The sequence below is a fragment of the Mycolicibacterium baixiangningiae genome, assembly GCF_016313185.1.
Classification (GTDB): Bacteria; Actinomycetota; Actinomycetes; order Mycobacteriales; family Mycobacteriaceae; genus Mycobacterium; species Mycobacterium baixiangningiae.
Window position 1 is genome coordinate 5,478,610 of the sequence record NZ_CP066218.1, and the last position, 16,294, is coordinate 5,494,903.

Genomic DNA, 16,294 nt, shown 5'->3' on the forward strand with positions numbered 1-16,294 from the left:
ACTTCATCGTGCTGGCGCTCGCTCGCTCAGATCTGTCGGTTGCGGCTTAGCGGAGCAGGGTGGCGATATCGGCGAGAACGGCGGGGTTGGTGATGGTGACGGCGAGTTGTTGACGCTCACAGGAATCCACAAGCCAGGAGGTGAATTCCTCAAGACTGTAGGGCTTTCCGTTCTGCCCATTGGTCGTTCGTACCTGTGGGCTAGCCATCGGGCACCTCGATGAGAGGGGCACGGCGGTGCTGTTGTAGTGCTTCGCGGGCGGTTCGGCGCTGCTGGATGCGACGTAGGGCGGCGGTGATGGTCAGGGTGCGGTCGCCGATACTGATGTGCCCGGCGCGGTCGAACGCCCACGCCACCAGATCATCGACACCGCCGGTGTTCTGGAATGGGTCATGCTGGTATGCACTGATTTTCAGTTGTTGTTCGCGGGTCCATGCGGCGCGGTGTTCGCGTAGCGCGGTCATGGTGGTGGAATAGCGGCGGGACTTGCTGGTGATGTGGCCCCGGAACCCGAGGGTGTGCAGCCACCGCCCGATCTCGGTGAGCCCGCTGTCGGCGAGCACGCTGATGCTGGCCAGGATGGCGCGCACGTGTTCGGACACATCCAGGTCGGGTATGGCTTCGGCCGAGAGGCGCCGTGCGCTGATCCCGAGGTCGGCCAGGGATTTGGTGACGTATTTGGCAAGATAGCGTGCCACTCGGCGGCCTGGTAGTGACCGACCGATAGTCGAATTCTTTTCTGGTGAAGCCTGATCCGCGGGATCAGAGCGTGGCGTGATGGGTTGGGTGTCGATTTGGGTCCCGAAGGCGATCACCCGCTCGGCGGTTTCCGCGCGGGGGTCGTTGACGGTGAGGGTGACGGTGCGGGCGGCGTGCTGGATTGTGGTGGCGAGTTCGCCTGCGCTGATGGGTGATTCCCAATCGGTCTGATCGGGGTCGTCGTGGGGGTCGAGGCGGATGAGGGCGTGGATGTGCGGGATGGCGCGGGCTTGGAGTTCGACGATTTTGATGAAGCTGACGCGCACCACATCCGGATCGACCCCGGCGGCTTTCAGCTCCTTGCGCAGTGCCCGGCGCAGGGTGATGGTGAAGCGTCGCCACAGTTCGGGCAGGTGCCAGGTGAACAGCACATGCCCGACATAGTCATAGCACTCCTGGCATAGTGGCTGACCGAGATGCTGGTCGTCCTGGTCGTGGGTGGTGCTGCACCACATGGGCTTTCCGTGCGGGCAGCGGCGGTAGCCACCGATGCGGTGGTGATCGCGGCACACGCCGTGCTTATGCGTGCTGTCGCCTGCGGTTGTGGTGGTGTGGACGGGTCCGAAGCTGGGTGCGGTGAGGGTGAGGAACACTTGCGGACGATCCGCGACCGCGGTGGGCATGCCGTGGTGGCCGCCGGCGGCGCCGGCGTGCACGAGCTGCCAGGTATCGCGCGCGTACAGGTCCGAACACGACGGGCATACCTGGGCCCGGCGGTTGTTGCACCGCGTCCACACGACCTGTTCCCGACCGTATTCATCGTTGCCGACCAGTTGAATGGGTTGAGCGCAAAACCCGACCGATTCCGCCCGCCGCCACCAGGACTCGAATCCCATCGAGGAGGCGCGGCGCACCATCTGCTCCACAACCCTGGTGGTGTCGACGGTATCGGGAACCCCGGGCAGTTCAAGCTGGCGCAGTGGCCTCACGCTATTCACCCCTGCTGTCCTCACCCGATGTCTGGCCGTTGGTATGGCTTCGCGACTGCCCGCTGCTGTTCCGCCGGCCGGGGAACCGGAATTGGGCGGCCAGAGTCGTGATGTCGTGGTCGGTGACGTGGAAGGCCCGCACCCGTTGAGGTTGAGCGGTGCCGTCGACCATCATGTAACCGACACCTGGCGTGGCGGCGGGGATGCGGTCGCATTCCGCACCCGCATCACGTGCCCCTTGACCCAGGACCATGGCGGTTTGGGTGGCTTCGGTCAGCCGCAACCCGACACGCACGGTGAACAGCTGCCGCACCGGCAGGGTGTCTTTGGCCGGGTCTTGCACGGCCGCCACCACGCTGATTCCGACCGCACGGCCCTGTGACAGCAGTAGCCCGAGGAGTTGTTCGATTTCGGTGCGGATCTTGCGGTCGCTCACATACGACGTCAGTGCGGCGATCTCATCGATCACCACCACAAACAATGGCTCGGCCGGCGTCGGAGTGTGCAGTCGAGTTTTGCCCCGCATCCGATTCGCCCGGGAATGCATCACCGTCACGAGCTGGCGCAAGAGTTCGAGGGTGCTGTCGGTGGCGTCGTGGGTGAACACGCTGAACATGGGTGCTCCGGCGCCCAGTTCCATGCCGCCTTTGGGGTCGATGACACACAACCGCACCAGCCCGGTTTTCACGGCCGGCGCGATCCCGGCGATCAGGGACCACAGCACCGAGCCTTTGCCGGCGCCGGTGGCCCCGGCGATCAGCACGTGGTGCCCGAGCAAGGGCAGTTGCCAGCGGTGGCGGGTTTCGGTGATCCCGATGCTCACCGCCCCCAGATCCACTCGGGTGGCCGGGGTGGGCATCCGTAATGTGATCGGTTTGGCCAGCACATCGCCACGCATCAACGTGATGCGCAGCTCGCCGGGTGCGGTCGAGGTGATCGTCACCCGGTCGGCCCGCCACGCGGCGGCCAGAGCGTCGGATCGCTTCTGCCAATCGGCGAGGGATTGGCCGGTGACGATCCGCACCGCCAGCACATCAGTGGTTCTGCCGATCGTCACGGTGCGCAGAGCGGGGGTGAGAGTCCGTTCGCCGAAGGTGGCGGTCAGGCAGTGCAGGGCGCACACCGATTCCCAGGCGCGGGTATAGCGCGACCAGGTCAACCAACGCCGCCGTATTGGTTCGGTCACCCAGCCGCGAAACGAGGCCGCGTCCAGCCAGGCCCATCCCAGATAACCGACACTCAGCGCGATCGCGATGATCACGCCCACGCGGGGACCATGAATCACGCCGAGCACGATGCTGGCGATGATGGGGATGCTGATCGCCGGGAACAGCACCGCCCACCACAGCAGATTCCCGGCCGCGGTGAACAGCGACATAACGAGGACCCCGAACCAGTCATCATTGTCAGACGCAGTGTTGTTGGTGTTCTTGTTGTATGAAGCCATGGCAATCTGTCCTTCGCGTGAGTGGAATGGCCGGCAGCAGCTCCCGGGTTGGGGCGCAATGATCGACTCACCGCGCCCCAGACACCGGGGGTTTACTTCTGCGGACGTGCCTGCTCACCCGACGGGGCACCTGCAGCACCCGCGGTGATGGCGTCGGCGCGGAAGGCCACACCGCTGCGATCGCCTTGTGCCCACGGGATGGCCACCAAACCGGACACCGACACCGACTGTGTCACCGCGACTTTCGGATCCCCGGCCACGGTGACATTGAGCACCTCGCCACCGGTCTCATCCAAAGCGAGCACCTGGGTGGCGAACAGTGGCACCCCGGTGGCGGTGTCGACTTTCGGGCTGCCGGTCTCGAAGTTCAGCCGCGGCTCAGCCGCGCGGGTGACGATGAACCGGGTTCCTGATGTATCAATCCTCAAACGCATTGCCCTGCTGTTCCTTTCGTGTTCCGAATGCGCCCGGTCAGGCGCTGGGCTCAGTTCACGCGGACATCACCGACATCACCAGCGACCTTTGAGGGCATTGCCGACACGGCGGCGGACATTTCGGACACGACAGGGACATACCGGCGGACATCGACAGGCATCACCGCCGCGGGGTGCCGACGGCCGCATGGCAAACTAGGAACCACGTGGTGAGGATGGATGGGATCGATACGGAAAAGATGTGCGCTGAGTCGATGGAAGATCAGGGCGGCTGCACCGACGCAGTAGCGATACCCAACGATCGCCTCACGCAACGGCTACACGCCAAGGGGCTCTCGCATGCGCGGTTCGCCACCGCGGTCGGTGTGGATATTAAGACGGTGCGACGCTGGCTGGCCGACACCAGCTACAAGGTCCGCGAGCACAACGCCCACCGGGCCGCCAAAGTGCTCGACTGCACCCCGGACGACCTGTGGCCCAGCCAATACCCGCCCGCCACTGCGAGCGCACTGGCGATGGCCCCGGGTGGGCCGTTCAGCGCGACGCTGTATGCCAGCCGCACCCAGCTGCCGATCACCGGCTGGCAGCAGCATTTCGCCGGCGCCACCACCGGCATCGACATCCTCGTCCTGGCGGCGACGTTCCTGTTCGATACCCTCGACGGATTCCTCGACACCCTGCTCGACGCCGCCGCTCGTGGTGTCACGGTGCGCTTCCTCGTCGGTGACCCCGACACCGCCACCATGATCTTGCGTGGTGAGGAGGAAGGCATCGGTGAAGCCGTCATCGCCCGCTGCCGCACCTCAGTGGAACTGCTCGCCCCGCATGCCGGCACACCGGGGCTGGACATTCGCACCCACGACACCACGCTGTACACGTCGATCTTCCGGGTCGATGACGCCATGATCGTCAACTTCCACATCTACGGCTCACCCGGGCGCAACAATCCGGTGCTGGTGCTGTCCCGTCACCACGAACCCCGGCTCTGGGCCACCCTCGAAAACGCATTCACCCAGGTGTGGGACGACGCCACACCCCTGACCGAGAAAGGCTGACCCTCTCGATGCGCACCGACTACTACAACGACCCCAACGCCCCGGCACCCAACAGCGTCGTCCCGTCGGCGTCGGCGATCGTCACCGACGAACAGGGACGGATCCTGCTGATCAAGCGCCGCGACAACACCCTGTGGGCGCTACCCGGCGGCGGACACGACATCGGCGAAACCATCGCAGACACCGCCGTGCGCGAGGTCAAAGAGGAAACTGGGCTCGACGTCGAAGTCACGGGTCTGGTCGGTGTCTACACCAACCCGCAGCACGTGGTCGCGTTCACCGACGGTGAAGTCCGCCAACAATTCTCCCTGTGCTTCACCACTAAGGTGCTCGGCGGCACTCTGGCCATCGACCACGAAAGCACCGACATCGCCTGGACCCATCCCGAGGACATCCCCAACCTGGACATGCACCCGTCGATGCGGCTGCGCATCGAGCACTACCTGCAACACCGCGACAGCCCCTACCTCGGCTGACCCCACGGCGCACTACAGCCAGTCGCGCACCCGCCGCACCGCCGCCAACAGTTCCTCGCGGCCAGCGTCGACCGCCCGGTGCACCGGATCCTCGGGCCCATATCGCGCCAACACGTCGCTCAGTCGATCCTGCGGAGATATCGACGTACCGTCGGGTCCGGTCGTCAGATCGCAAAAGGTCAACGCGTCCAGAACATCGCTCGGCGGCTCCCCGAAGGCCGATAAATTCGACAGGCCCCGCTCAGCAGCCTCCGCGTGGGCTCCGGTATGAAACGCCACCAACGACGCGACCAACTCCCCAAAACCAGTCGACCGGGCAAACTTCGCGCCGTCGAGCGGATGAAATCCGGTTTGGCGCACCGATGGCGCGTAGCCGATGTCGTGCAGCCACGCCGCCGCCACCAGACAGTCCGCTGGCTGCGCACCGAAACGCCGACTCAGCCGCTCGGCAGCCGTCGCGACACCCCGCACATGCGCTAACCGCCGGGGTTGCCCGGCCAGCCGTGCCTCGGCCTCTCGCCGTGCACGCTGCGTCAGAGTCCCACTCACAACTGCCAGCCTACGAGTCCCAGCGCCCCGGCGCAGGCCCATAGCTGATGCTCAGCGCAGCATTTGTCTCCGCGGCCGTAGGGATCCAGGCGGCTACCTGCGGGCTTCGCTACGCTCGCTCTGCTCCCGTCCGCTGGCGCTCCCGTCCGCGCCGCTCCCTACGCTTCGCCCTCCGTCCGCCGCCACACCAGCCTGCCCACGAAAATCGGCGCACACATCTCGCGGGCCCCAGCACCCCGGCATTACGACAAGCCAGAGCTGCCCGGGCCCCTCGTCGCACCGAGCCGTCGTCGGCGGCAGGAGCTGACGCAAAAAAACCCACTCCGACCTGCGACGTGAGAACTTTCTTTACTGCTATCAAGGGCTGGCTCGTCGCGCGCCTATGGCCGGTCCAGACGCCAGTTGGGTGCTCGTACATGCAAACCGGCCTCTGCATCCCATCGCAGATAATCCGACATGTCCTCGTGCCGACCCATCATTGTGGTGTGCCCTTCGAGGACTAGTTCACCTCGTTCGTTCGTGCACTCGCTACGAGTGCCAACGATATCCGCTCCAAATCGCTCAACGACTGACTCGATGTACATAACTCCTCGGAGAACGTCTCCGGCCATGATCGGCTTGTGGTAAACGAATCTCTGCGCCACTTGCATCATCTGAACGGATTCCATGCCAATGTCTACACTCCGAAAAAAGTCCTGCTGAATCAGATACGCAAATACCGCGGGAAACGTCAAAGGAGCCACGATTGATCGGTGCCCCATTTCCGAAGCGCTACCTTCATCGAGCGTCACCGGATCCGTAACTTTTACAGAGTTCGCATACTGGCGTATCTGCTCTCGTCCGACAATAAAAGTGCCGGGATAACGCCAGACCATGCCCTGAATATCGACCTTGAATGCCATCTCTTAGCCCAACCGCGCCTTTGCGATCGCTCGTCCGAAGATCTTCTTACCGTTTACCGTTGCAACTAGCGCAATGACTATAGACTTACTGTTAGCATCCACCGATTTAACCCTCCCATTAAAGGTAATCTTTGTCCCTTGATCATCATTTGGCACACTCACCATGGAGATAAGCCGGACGTTATATTCGGTGACGGCCGCCGGATCGCCCACCCACGACACAATGTAGCCACCGCCCAGTCCAATTGTAAGCATCCCGTGCGCAATGGCGCCGTCGAGACCCATCTTGCGCGCAACGTCGTCGTTCCAGTGAATTGGATTGAGGTCGCCGGACACACCTGCGTAATTAACCAAGTCTTTGCGGGTGATTGTCATAATTTTCTCGGGCAATGTGTCGCCCAAACTCACTGAGTCAAACGCCCGCAATGTCATTTCGTACATCTCCTGTTGCTTTCACCTATGCAGCATGAGTACGCCGGCTATTATGGTGAATCCGAGCTGTGGTATAACGATTCTACATCATCGCCGCGCCCGCACGACCTCGATAAAGTCTGAACTTGGCCTCGCGCGGATGCCGCCTGTAAGGGTGTCGTCAAGAATGCGATTAGCGACCTTCGTATCTTTGTCATCTACGATTGCTTCAGTTCAGCAACACCCCGTGGTCACGCAGGAAGTGAGTACGGAGAGTGTAATCCTATAGGTCCATCCAAGATGGGAATTTTGTCGCCAATACCGGTGTCCGCTGCATAGTCGAGGAATACGTCGAGAGCGAGATGGTCCTCAAAGGCAAATCCGGTACTATCAAACACCGATAGTACGTTTGTTTGCGCCGAAGGTTTAGGGTCTGTTGAAGCGGCCACGACCAAGTCCTGCAGGGTCGCGTCAATATCTTTCCGCTGGAGAATCTGACACTCTCCTTCTTTTAATGCTTGGTCAATATGGTCCACACAGACATAAGACCGTTCCATGACTGATCTAGGAAGTTCCGTCTTCCCTGGCTCATCCGCGCCTATGGAATTAATGTGCAAGTGCTCTGCGAGGTGCTCATCAGGAAAGACTGGACCCGTCCCCGGAGACACGGATGTGGCCGTCACGACGATATCTGCACCAGATACAGCCTCAGAAGGAGTACTCGCTAAGTCAAAGGCGGCTGAGGTGAAAGGACACCGATGTTGCAGGGATCGTGATCGTTCGGCATCGACGTCATAGGCTCGAATGTGATCGAGGTCGAATTGAGTTGACAAGCCGTGTATCTGAGTCACGGACTGAAGACCTGCACCAATTACACCGACGATGTGTGCATCGGGGCGCGCTAGAAATGAACTCGCGAGCGCTGTCGCTGCGCCCGTACGAATTGCGGTGGGTATGGTGGCGTCACAGATGGCGGTGAGCTCACCATTAGAGCTGTTATAGCGGCAGATTGTGCCGATGACAGTCGGGAGGCGATGCGCAGTGTTATTTCGCGGCTTGTAACTTATTGTCTTGAGCGTCATACCACGCTCGTCGTCAAAGTAAGGCATGTTCTCGATGATGCCAGAACCCGCTTCTTCTTTGATCACGAAGCCACTGCGCGGCGGGCAGCGACCAACCCCCGGCGAGTCTACCGTTGCTAAGAGGCCTTTCCTCAATCGTTCGATACAATCTAGCATAATCGTATCCATGCCGACGAGTTGGACTAAGCGCTTTGTATCGCTGTATGACAATACCAGAGTGTTCATATCTCCCCCAATGCTGTAAGCGTCCGGTGCGTGGGCGGGTGCATCTATTTGTCCTAGATATCGTATAAATCCCTGATTAGCCCGCCAACAATCGCTCCGTTTTGCCGATATATAAGATCGCTATGATTGCAGTCAACTTGGTGTTCTGCGACGTTTCCGCGTACGTGCGGCCGCCATCGCTCGGCTTTATTCAGCGCCTCATCTCGCATTGCTTGAACTACAACCGCATCACCGCCAAATACTTGTGGCTTGTGCTGAGTCACCAATAGCGCATGCAGCCGTAGGCATCTCGCGACGCCGCCGATCGATTTCTCATCCAGCGCCAAGTTCAGGTTGTCAAAAATTTCAATAGGCACTCCAAATCGTTCAAACGCTCTCTTGACTAGCACTGAATCAGCATCTATGTCAGACAGTTCCTCGACATCCAGGTGTTCAAGCCATTGCTGTTCTATCACGCGCCGCGGATCGAAATTGGCCGGCAACGGGGCCACACTGGGGACCGTATCCAAAATAATGGGCGTATCAACCCTGTGGCCCAATCTTTCGAGTTGGCAGGCCATTTCATGAACGACGATACCGCCAAAAGACCAACCAACAAGTCGACATGGTGCTCCAGCGGAAGGTTTAATTAGGTCGATATAGTCGCGCGCTAATTCGGTAATGGACTTGGGAGCGTAGCTTTCATCCAAAAGCGCCGGCGATTGAATGCCGACGATTTCGATCGAGTCTGCCAGGCTCTGCGATAATTCGAAGTATGGCCAGCATACTCCGTCGCCCGCATGCACGAAGTGCAACCGATTTTTGCATTCATTCGAGGTCGCCCGCCTGCTTAGGTCAATCAGTGGGCGCAAATTGCGATCCGGGTCGCTCGCGCGTGAAGCTGACAAAAGTTGGGTGATGGTGGGGTGGTCGAAGAGGGTGCGTACGGTGAGGTCGGCGGCCAGGGTGTGCCTGAGTCGGGCGACCAGCCGTGTTGCCAGCAAGGAGTTCCCGCCGAGGTCGAAGAAGTTGTCGTCCACACCAACCTCATTGAGGCCCAAAACTTCGCAGAACGCCCCGCACAACAAATCCTCCACCGGAGTCTGCGGCCCACGCGAAGTACCCACCGAATACACCGGCACCGGCAACGCCCGACGATCCACCTTGCCGTTGACCGTCAACGGAACCCGATCCATCACCACCACCGCAGCCGGCACCATAAACTCCGGCAACCGCTGAGCAACAAACCGACGCACCTCAGAGACCTCAACACCCTCACCGGCGACCACATAACCAACCAGGCGCCGATCACCAGGGCGATCCTCACGCACCATCGCCACCGCATGCTCAACCCCCGGGTGAGCAGCCATCGCGGCCTCGACCTCACCCAGCTCGATACGGAAACCACGTACCTTCACCTGATCGTCAACACGCCCCACAAACTCCAACTGGCCATCAGCACGCCACCGCACCAGGTCACCGGTGCGATACATCCGCACACCCGAACCATCAAAGGGATCGGCCACAAAACGACTCGCCGTCAAACCCGCACGACCCAGATACCCGCGCGTCACACCCAAACCCGAGATATACAACTCACCCACAACACCCGGAGCCACCGGACCCAAACCAGAATCCAACACATAAACACGCACACCCGACAACGCACGCCCAATAGGCACCTTCGTACCGAGGGGTTGGGTACTGGTTCGTACGAAGGCGGTTGCAGCATGCGTTTCCGCCGGTCCGTAGACATTTACCAGCGTGCCCGGCGATGCGAGATAATCATTCATGCTTCGGCTGTGTGTAAGTAGCTCACCGCCTTGGATCACCTGCCGCATCGAGCGATCGTCAAACTTCACATACTCGGACAAGACGGTATCCAGCGCCGACATCGAACCGAACAATGTCTCGACGCGTTGTTGAACAAGCCACTTCGCTAGAACCCCCGCATCCAGTCGGATGTCGTCGTCGGGGATGAGAAGACAACCTCCGAGGCATACAGATGCCAGGATCTCTTGGACGGAAAAGTCGAAACCAACTGACAAATACTCGGCGACGACCCCGATATGGTCACCAGGGAAGAGCTGCGACTGGCATGCCAACAAGTTGGCCAATCCGCATTGGTGCATCACAACGCCTTTGGGGGTTCCGGTGGAGCCGGAGGTGTAGATGATGTAGGCGGCGTTGTGGGGGTGGAGGGGGGTGTGTCTGTCGTGGTCGGTGATTGCTGTGGTGGAGTGTCCGGTGAGGCGGTCGTGCAGTGCGGCGTCATCGAGGACCAGCGTCGTGGTATTGGTGTCCCCGAGCAGGTCGACCACTTCTGTGGTGGTCAGTAGTAACAGTGGCTGCGCATCGGTGAGCATGAACGCGATGCGGTCGGGCGGATACGAGGTGTCAATGGGTAGATAAGCTCCGCCGGCCTTGAGGACGGCCAACATCGAAATCACCATCTCCGGGCTGCGGGGCACGGCCAACCCGACGATGGTCTCCGGGCCCACGCCCTGGGAGATCAGCAACCGAGCCAACTGGTTAGAGGCCTCCTCAAGTTGTCCATAAGTCAGTGAGACATCCCCATAGACCACCGCGGTCTTATCCGGCGCCTGCCCAGCACGGGCGCTGACCATATCGGGCAACAACGGCAGCCGCTCGGCCTCAACAGCGCCACCGTCGTTCCACTGCTCCAGCACCTTGCGACGTTCATCATCGGTCAAGACGTCGATCGAACCCACCAAGCACAACGGATCATTGATCACCGCCTCCAACACCCGCTGAAAACGCTCCACCAACAACTGCACCGACTCCCGATCGAACACATCCGTGCGATACTCCAGGGCTCCGGTAATGCCCTGATCAGGTGAGTCAGCCAAACTAAACACCAAGTCCATACGGGCCGTCTTCGTCGCGATCGGCACGGGTGTCACATCCAGACCGTCCAGCGCCAGCGTCGCGCTCGCCGTGTTGTTCCAGGCCAGCATTACTTGGAATATTGGCTGATGAGCCAGGGAGCGAACAGGATTGAGCAGCTCCACAATATGTTCGAACGGAACGTCTTGATTATGGAAGGCGTCAAGGCTGCGTTCCCGTACGTTGTTCAAGACCTCAAGGAAGGTAGGAGTACCCGAGAGATCGATTCGCAACACCGCCGTGTTGACGAAGAACCCGATCAGATCGTTGAGGGCCTCATCGGTGCGACCCGCCACAGGAGTGCCCAACGCAATATCCTCACCAGCACCCATGCGTGAGAGCAGCACTGACACAGCGGCCGCAACTACCATGAAACTGCTGGCACCGTGTCGCCGGGCCAACAGCGACACGTTTCGGGCAGTTTCCTGGTCGATATCAAAGGCCACCACATCCCCGGCATACGACGCCACGGCAGGGTACGGGCGATCAGTCGGTAGTGAGATATGAGCCGGCAGCCCGGCAAGAGTCTTCTCCCAGTACTGCGCCTGGACGCCGAGCTGGCTAGTCGGGTCCCGCAGCTCGCGAAACAGTTCTTCCTGCCACAAACTGTAGTCAACATACTGGACCGGCAACGGCTCCCAATCTGGAGCAACCCCGCAACGGCGTGCCGCATAGGCATGCTTGAGGTCTTCAAACAGTGGACGCATCGACCAGCCGTCGCTAGCGATGTGGTGTACCACAATGACCAACACATGCTCAGTCGCCGAGACCGTCACCAACTTCGCGAGAAGTGGAGGCTGGGCGGCCAGGTCAAATCGATGTCGCGCTAGCTGTGTCAAGACTTCGTCAAGCGCCTGCCCGGCAGCCAGCCGGCCAATCTCTAATCCTGAAAATCCTTGCGTACCCGACAGAACCCTCTGAAACGGCCGACCCTCCACCTCAACAAACACGGTGCGCAAACTCTCATGACGATCAACAACGTCACCCAGAGCCGCATCCAGCGCCGCGACATCAACATCACCGACCACACGCAACGCAAACGGCATGTTATACGCCGGTTCCAGATCACCAACACGATCCAAAAACCACAAACGAGACTGCGCCGCCGACGCAGGCACAACGAAGTCCTTATTTGTAGTGATCATTTAAACGCTCCTAGCTGTCTTCCATCGCCATCTCGCGTGGGTAACGGCGAAGCCTCGGCCGCTGTTTGGACGACGCAGACTCCCCGTAACCAGAGTTGGCGTGGGGGGCGAGTTGGGTGATGGTGGGGTGGTCGAAGAGGGTGCGTACGGTGAGGTCGGCGGCCAGGGTGTGCCTGAGTCGGGCGACCAGCCGTGTTGCCAGCAAGGAGTTCCCGCCGAGGTCGAAGAAGTTGTCGTCCACACCAACCTCATTGAGGCCCAAAACTTCGCAGAACGCCCCGCACAACAAATCCTCCACCGGAGTCTGCGGCCCACGCGAAGTACCCACCGAATACACCGGCACCGGCAACGCCCGACGATCCACCTTGCCGTTGACCGTCAACGGAACCCGATCCATCACCACCACCGCAGCCGGCACCATAAACTCCGGCAACCGCTGAGCAACAAACCGACGCACCTCAGAGACCTCAACACCCTCACCGGCGACCACATAACCAACCAGGCGCCGATCACCAGGGCGATCCTCACGCACCATCGCCACCGCATGCCAACCCCCGGGTGAGCAGCCATCGCGGCCTCGACCTCACCCAGCTCGATACGGAAACCACGTACCTTCACCTGATCGTCAACACGCCCCACAAACTCCAACTGGCCATCAGCACGCCACCGCACCAGGTCACCGGTGCGATACATCCGCACACCCGAACCATCAAAGGGATCGGCCACAAACGACTCGCCGTCAAACCCGCACGACCCAGATACCCGCGCGTCACACCCAAACCCGAGATATACAACTCACCCACAACACCCGGAGCCACCGGACCCAAACCAGAATCCAACACATAAACACGCACACCCGACAACGCACGCCCAATAGGCACCTTCGTACCGAGGGGTTGGGTACTGGTTCGTACGAAGGCGGTTGCAGCATGCGTTTCCGCCGGTCCGTAGACATTTACCAGCGTGCCCGGCGATGCGAGATAATCATTCATGCTTCGGCTGTGTGTAAGTAGCTCACCGCCTTGGATCACCTGCCGCATCGAGCGATCGTCAAACTTCACATACTCGGACAAGACGGTATCCAGCGCCGACATCGAACCGAACAATGTCTCGACGCGTTGTTGAACAAGCCACTTCGCTAGAACCCCCGCATCCAGTCGGATGTCGTCGTCGGGGATGAGAAGACAACCTCCGAGGCATACAGATGCCAGGATCTCTTGGACGGAAAAGTCGAAACCAACTGACAAATACTCGGCGACGACCCCGATATGGTCACAGGAAGAGCTGCGACTGGCATGCCAACAAGTTGGCCAATCCGCATTGGTGCATCACAACGCCTTTGGGGGTTCCGGTGGAGCCGGAGGTGTAGATGATGTAGGCGGCGTTGTGGGGGTGGAGGGGGGTGTGTCTGTGTCGTGGTCGGTGATTGCTGTGGTGGGTGTGTCCGGTGAGGCGGTCGTGCAGTGCGGCGTCATCGAGGACCAGCGTCGTGGTATTGGTGTCCCCGAGCAGGTCGACCACTTCTGTGGTGGTCAGTAGTAACAGTGGCTGCGCATCGGTGAGCATGAACGCGATGCGGTCGGGCGGATACGAGGTGTCAATGGGTAGATAAGCTCCGCCGGCCTTGAGGACGGCCAACATCGAAATCACCATCTCCGGGCTGCGGGGCACGGCCAACCCGACGATGGTCTCCGGGCCCACGCCCTGGGAGATCAGCAACCGAGCCAACTGGTTAGAGGCCTCCTCAAGTTGTCCATAAGTCAGTGAGACATCCCCATAGACCACCGCGGTCTTATCCGGCGCCTGCCCAGCACGGGCGCTGACCATATCGGGCAACAACGGCAGCCGCTCGGCCTCAACAGCGCCACCGTCGTTCCACTGCTCCAGCACCTTGCGACGTTCATCATCGGTCAAGACGTCGATCGAACCCACCAAGCACAACGGATCATTGATCACCGCCTCCAACACCCGCTGAAAACGCTCCACCAACAACTGCACCGACTCCCGATCGAACACATCCGTGCGGAAGGTTGCCCGGATGGCCAGGTCGTGGCGTGGTAGTACCGCCACGGTCAGTGGGTAGTGGGTTTGATCGTGTCCTTCCAGTGTGGAAACGGTGAATCCTCGGCCGGTGGTAGCGAAGTCGTCGTTACTCATGGGGTAGTTCTCAACGACGAACATCGAGTCAAACAGCTTGTGTGTCCCTGAAATTCGGTGCAGATCGGTTAGACCGATGTGGTGGTGGTCCAGCAGGCTGGCGTTGGTTGCTTGGGCCTGGGCGAAAATATCCGCTACGGAAAGTGCCGGGGGGCAGGGGATCCGGATGGGGATGGTGTTGATGAAAAGTCCGACCATCGATTCATGGCCTGTGAGGTCGGCGGGCCTGCCGGATACCGGGCTGCCGTAGATGACATCGGTTCGCCCGGTGAATTTCGCCAGGGTCAGTGCCCATGCCACCTGCAAACAGGTGCTAAAAGTTAGCCCCTGATCAGCAGCGAGCTTGCGTGCGGAATGGTAGAGGTCTTCTGGGAGTACACAGTCGAGCACTTCCATCTCTGTCGGCTCGTCGGGCGTTTCGGGTGCGATGAGGAAGGGTTCGGCATCGGTGAGCAGTTCTTCCCATGCGCTGAGCGAGGCGTCGTGATCAACGTTGGTCTCCAACCATTCAAAGAACCGCCGATACGGGATGGGCGTAGGCAGGGCGGAGTCACTGCCGTGATGTTCATAGATGCTGAGCAACTCACGCAACAGGACGGGCATCGACCACCCGTCAAGGATGAGGTGGTGATTAACCAGCGATAGCAGATGCCTCTCCGGAGCGATTCTGATCAGCAGTGCACGAATCAAAACGTCGTGGGAGCTGTCGAATTGAGTTGCCCTGGCCTCAGCGAGCAGCTCAGTCAGATGCGATTCGGCAGTATCGGGGTCTTCAGCGCTGATATCGACTTGCTGGAACGGCATGTCCACCGTGGCCGGAATGATCTGGATCGCCCGATCGCTTTGGTGCCTGAACCGGGCGGCCAGGTGCGGATGACGTTGAACCAAGACGTTCAACGACTTGCGCAGCAAGGCTGCGTCCACGGGGCCTTCCAGGCCAAGGTTGAGCTGAACATTGTAGATATCACGGTGCCCCACAGCACCGAAATCGGTGTGAAAGATCAACCCTTCCTGGACTGGGGTGGCGGGAAGGACATCGGCGATACGGCCCCATCCCTGGTCGTCGAGGGTGTCGATGAGACTCTGGCTGACCCCCTTGAGCACGAGGTCAGACGGCGTTACACCACTAGCGCCGGCATCTACCTTGTCAACCAAGACCTCCAGCGCTTCAAACCAATGCCTGCCAAGTTGAGCGATCTGCGCTTCATCGAAATAGGTTCCCGCCCAATTCCACACGGCACTCAGTCGGGGACCCTCAATCGAATCCAACGTAATCGCATTGACTTCCAACGCATTAACCATCGTGACGTCTTCAGACATCCCGCCCAAGAAGGGCCGCACACCGCCCACAGAGACCGGCCTCCACTCTGAGTTCTCAGAGTCGACCGCCACCCGCCCAAGGTAGTTAAACCCGACGTTGGGTTCCTTCATCTCCTGGAGCCCAGAAGATGGATCGAAGTACCGTAGTACCTGGTAGTTGACCCCGTCTGGAGAGCTGCGCAACGACTCCTTCGTGCGCTTCACAAAAGCCGATACTCTCTTCAGCTCACGATCTGCAAACAGTTCCGGATCGCATTCGAGTGACACCGGATACCTACTGGTAAACCACCCCACCGTTGAAGACAGGTCCACATGTTCAGCGACATCCTCGTAACGACCGTGCCCTTCGAGGTTCACATCCACACGCGACGATCCGCGCCAAGCACTCAACGCCAACGCGAACGCAGCGAGGAGCACTTCCTGGACGTTGGCATTGAACGCCGCGGGTACACGTGTCAACACCGCATGAGTAATGGCCGGATCCAAATCCAAACTCAACGACCCCGAATCCCGGTAG

13 protein-coding genes are annotated in these 16,294 nt (G+C 60.3%); 2 read left to right on the top strand and 11 right to left on the bottom strand.

Features of this window, described 5'->3' with window-relative positions; translation table 11 throughout:
* Positions 1-200: 200 nt before the first annotated feature.
* From I7X18_RS26060 to I7X18_RS26070, 3 genes are all read right to left on the bottom strand, one after another.
* Complete coding sequence (locus tag I7X18_RS26060) at positions 201-1,697, bottom strand: replication initiator (RefSeq protein ID WP_193046846.1); 1,497 nt, start codon at positions 1,695-1,697, stop codon at positions 201-203.
* The gene (locus I7X18_RS26065; protein WP_193046847.1) at positions 1,690-3,135 is read right to left on the bottom strand and encodes an FtsK/SpoIIIE domain-containing protein; all 1,446 of its coding nucleotides are present in this window, start codon (positions 3,133-3,135) and stop codon (positions 1,690-1,692) included. The genes I7X18_RS26060 and I7X18_RS26065 overlap by 8 nt, the downstream gene beginning before the upstream one ends.
* A 92-nt stretch (positions 3,136-3,227) precedes the next feature.
* The gene (locus I7X18_RS26070) at positions 3,228-3,569 is read right to left on the bottom strand and encodes a hypothetical protein (protein ID WP_193046848.1); all 342 of its coding nucleotides are present in this window, start codon (positions 3,567-3,569) and stop codon (positions 3,228-3,230) included.
* A 254-nt stretch (positions 3,570-3,823) separates the two neighbouring features.
* Here I7X18_RS26070 and I7X18_RS26075 point away from each other — a divergent pair, with 254 nt between their 5' ends.
* Together I7X18_RS26075 and I7X18_RS26080 are read left to right on the top strand one after the other, a co-directional pair.
* Complete coding sequence (locus I7X18_RS26075) at positions 3,824-4,624, top strand: helix-turn-helix domain-containing protein (RefSeq protein WP_193046849.1); 801 nt, start codon at positions 3,824-3,826, stop codon at positions 4,622-4,624.
* Between the two features lie 8 nt (positions 4,625-4,632).
* Positions 4,633-5,100, top strand: coding sequence for an NUDIX hydrolase (locus I7X18_RS26080; RefSeq protein ID WP_193046850.1), 468 nt, complete (start codon positions 4,633-4,635; stop codon positions 5,098-5,100).
* A gap of 12 nt (positions 5,101-5,112) precedes the next feature.
* Here I7X18_RS26080 and I7X18_RS26085 read toward each other — a convergent pair whose 3' ends face one another.
* The 8 genes from I7X18_RS26085 to I7X18_RS29890 form a co-directional block, all read right to left on the bottom strand.
* Entirely contained in the window at positions 5,113-5,649 is a 537-nt protein-coding gene (locus I7X18_RS26085) for an HD domain-containing protein (RefSeq protein WP_193046851.1), read from the bottom strand.
* A 380-nt stretch (positions 5,650-6,029) separates the two neighbouring features.
* Entirely contained in the window at positions 6,030-6,551 is a 522-nt protein-coding gene (gene hadC / locus I7X18_RS26090; protein WP_193046852.1) for a (3R)-hydroxyacyl-ACP dehydratase subunit HadC, read from the bottom strand.
* A gap of 3 nt (positions 6,552-6,554) precedes the next feature.
* On the bottom strand, positions 6,555-6,983 hold the full coding sequence (gene hadB, locus I7X18_RS26095) for a (3R)-hydroxyacyl-ACP dehydratase subunit HadB (protein WP_193046853.1): 429 nt from the start codon (positions 6,981-6,983) through the stop codon (positions 6,555-6,557).
* A 230-nt stretch (positions 6,984-7,213) separates the two neighbouring features.
* Complete coding sequence (locus tag I7X18_RS26100; RefSeq protein WP_193046854.1) at positions 7,214-8,269, bottom strand: ornithine cyclodeaminase family protein; 1,056 nt, start codon at positions 8,267-8,269, stop codon at positions 7,214-7,216.
* Positions 8,270-8,322: 53 nt separating this feature from the next.
* Entirely contained in the window at positions 8,323-12,300 is a 3,978-nt protein-coding gene (locus tag I7X18_RS26105; RefSeq protein ID WP_198730477.1) for a non-ribosomal peptide synthetase, read from the bottom strand.
* Between the two features lie 10 nt (positions 12,301-12,310).
* Positions 12,311-12,835: a phosphopantetheine-binding protein gene (locus tag I7X18_RS26110; RefSeq protein WP_232375524.1), complete on the bottom strand. Its 525-nt coding sequence runs from the start codon at positions 12,833-12,835 to the stop codon at positions 12,311-12,313.
* Between the two features lie 79 nt (positions 12,836-12,914).
* On the bottom strand, positions 12,915-13,547 hold the full coding sequence (locus I7X18_RS29885) for an AMP-binding protein (protein ID WP_198730479.1): 633 nt from the start codon (positions 13,545-13,547) through the stop codon (positions 12,915-12,917).
* A 25-nt stretch (positions 13,548-13,572) separates the two neighbouring features.
* Positions 13,573-16,269, bottom strand: a complete 2,697-nt coding sequence (locus I7X18_RS29890; protein WP_198730480.1) for a condensation domain-containing protein — start codon at positions 16,267-16,269, stop codon at positions 13,573-13,575.
* Positions 16,270-16,294 lie beyond the last annotated feature (25 nt).

Coding starts and splice junctions, on each gene's coding strand:
- I7X18_RS26075 (WP_193046849.1), top strand. CDS start 3,824: ATGGAAGATCAGGGCGGCTGCACCGACGCAGTAGCGATACCCAACGAT.
- I7X18_RS26100 (WP_193046854.1), bottom strand. CDS start 8,269: ATGAACACTCTGGTATTGTCATACAGCGATACAAAGCGCTTAGTCCAA.
- hadB (WP_193046853.1), bottom strand. CDS start 6,983: ATGACATTGCGGGCGTTTGACTCAGTGAGTTTGGGCGACACATTGCCC.
- I7X18_RS26070 (WP_193046848.1), bottom strand. CDS start 3,569: ATGCGTTTGAGGATTGATACATCAGGAACCCGGTTCATCGTCACCCGC.
- I7X18_RS26080 (WP_193046850.1), top strand. CDS start 4,633: ATGCGCACCGACTACTACAACGACCCCAACGCCCCGGCACCCAACAGC.
- I7X18_RS26110 (WP_232375524.1), bottom strand. CDS start 12,835: ATGGTGCGTGAGGATCGCCCTGGTGATCGGCGCCTGGTTGGTTATGTG.
- I7X18_RS26105 (WP_198730477.1), bottom strand. CDS start 12,300: ATGATCACTACAAATAAGGACTTCGTTGTGCCTGCGTCGGCGGCGCAG.
- I7X18_RS26065 (WP_193046847.1), bottom strand. CDS start 3,135: ATGGCTTCATACAACAAGAACACCAACAACACTGCGTCTGACAATGAT.
- hadC (WP_193046852.1), bottom strand. CDS start 6,551: ATGGCATTCAAGGTCGATATTCAGGGCATGGTCTGGCGTTATCCCGGC.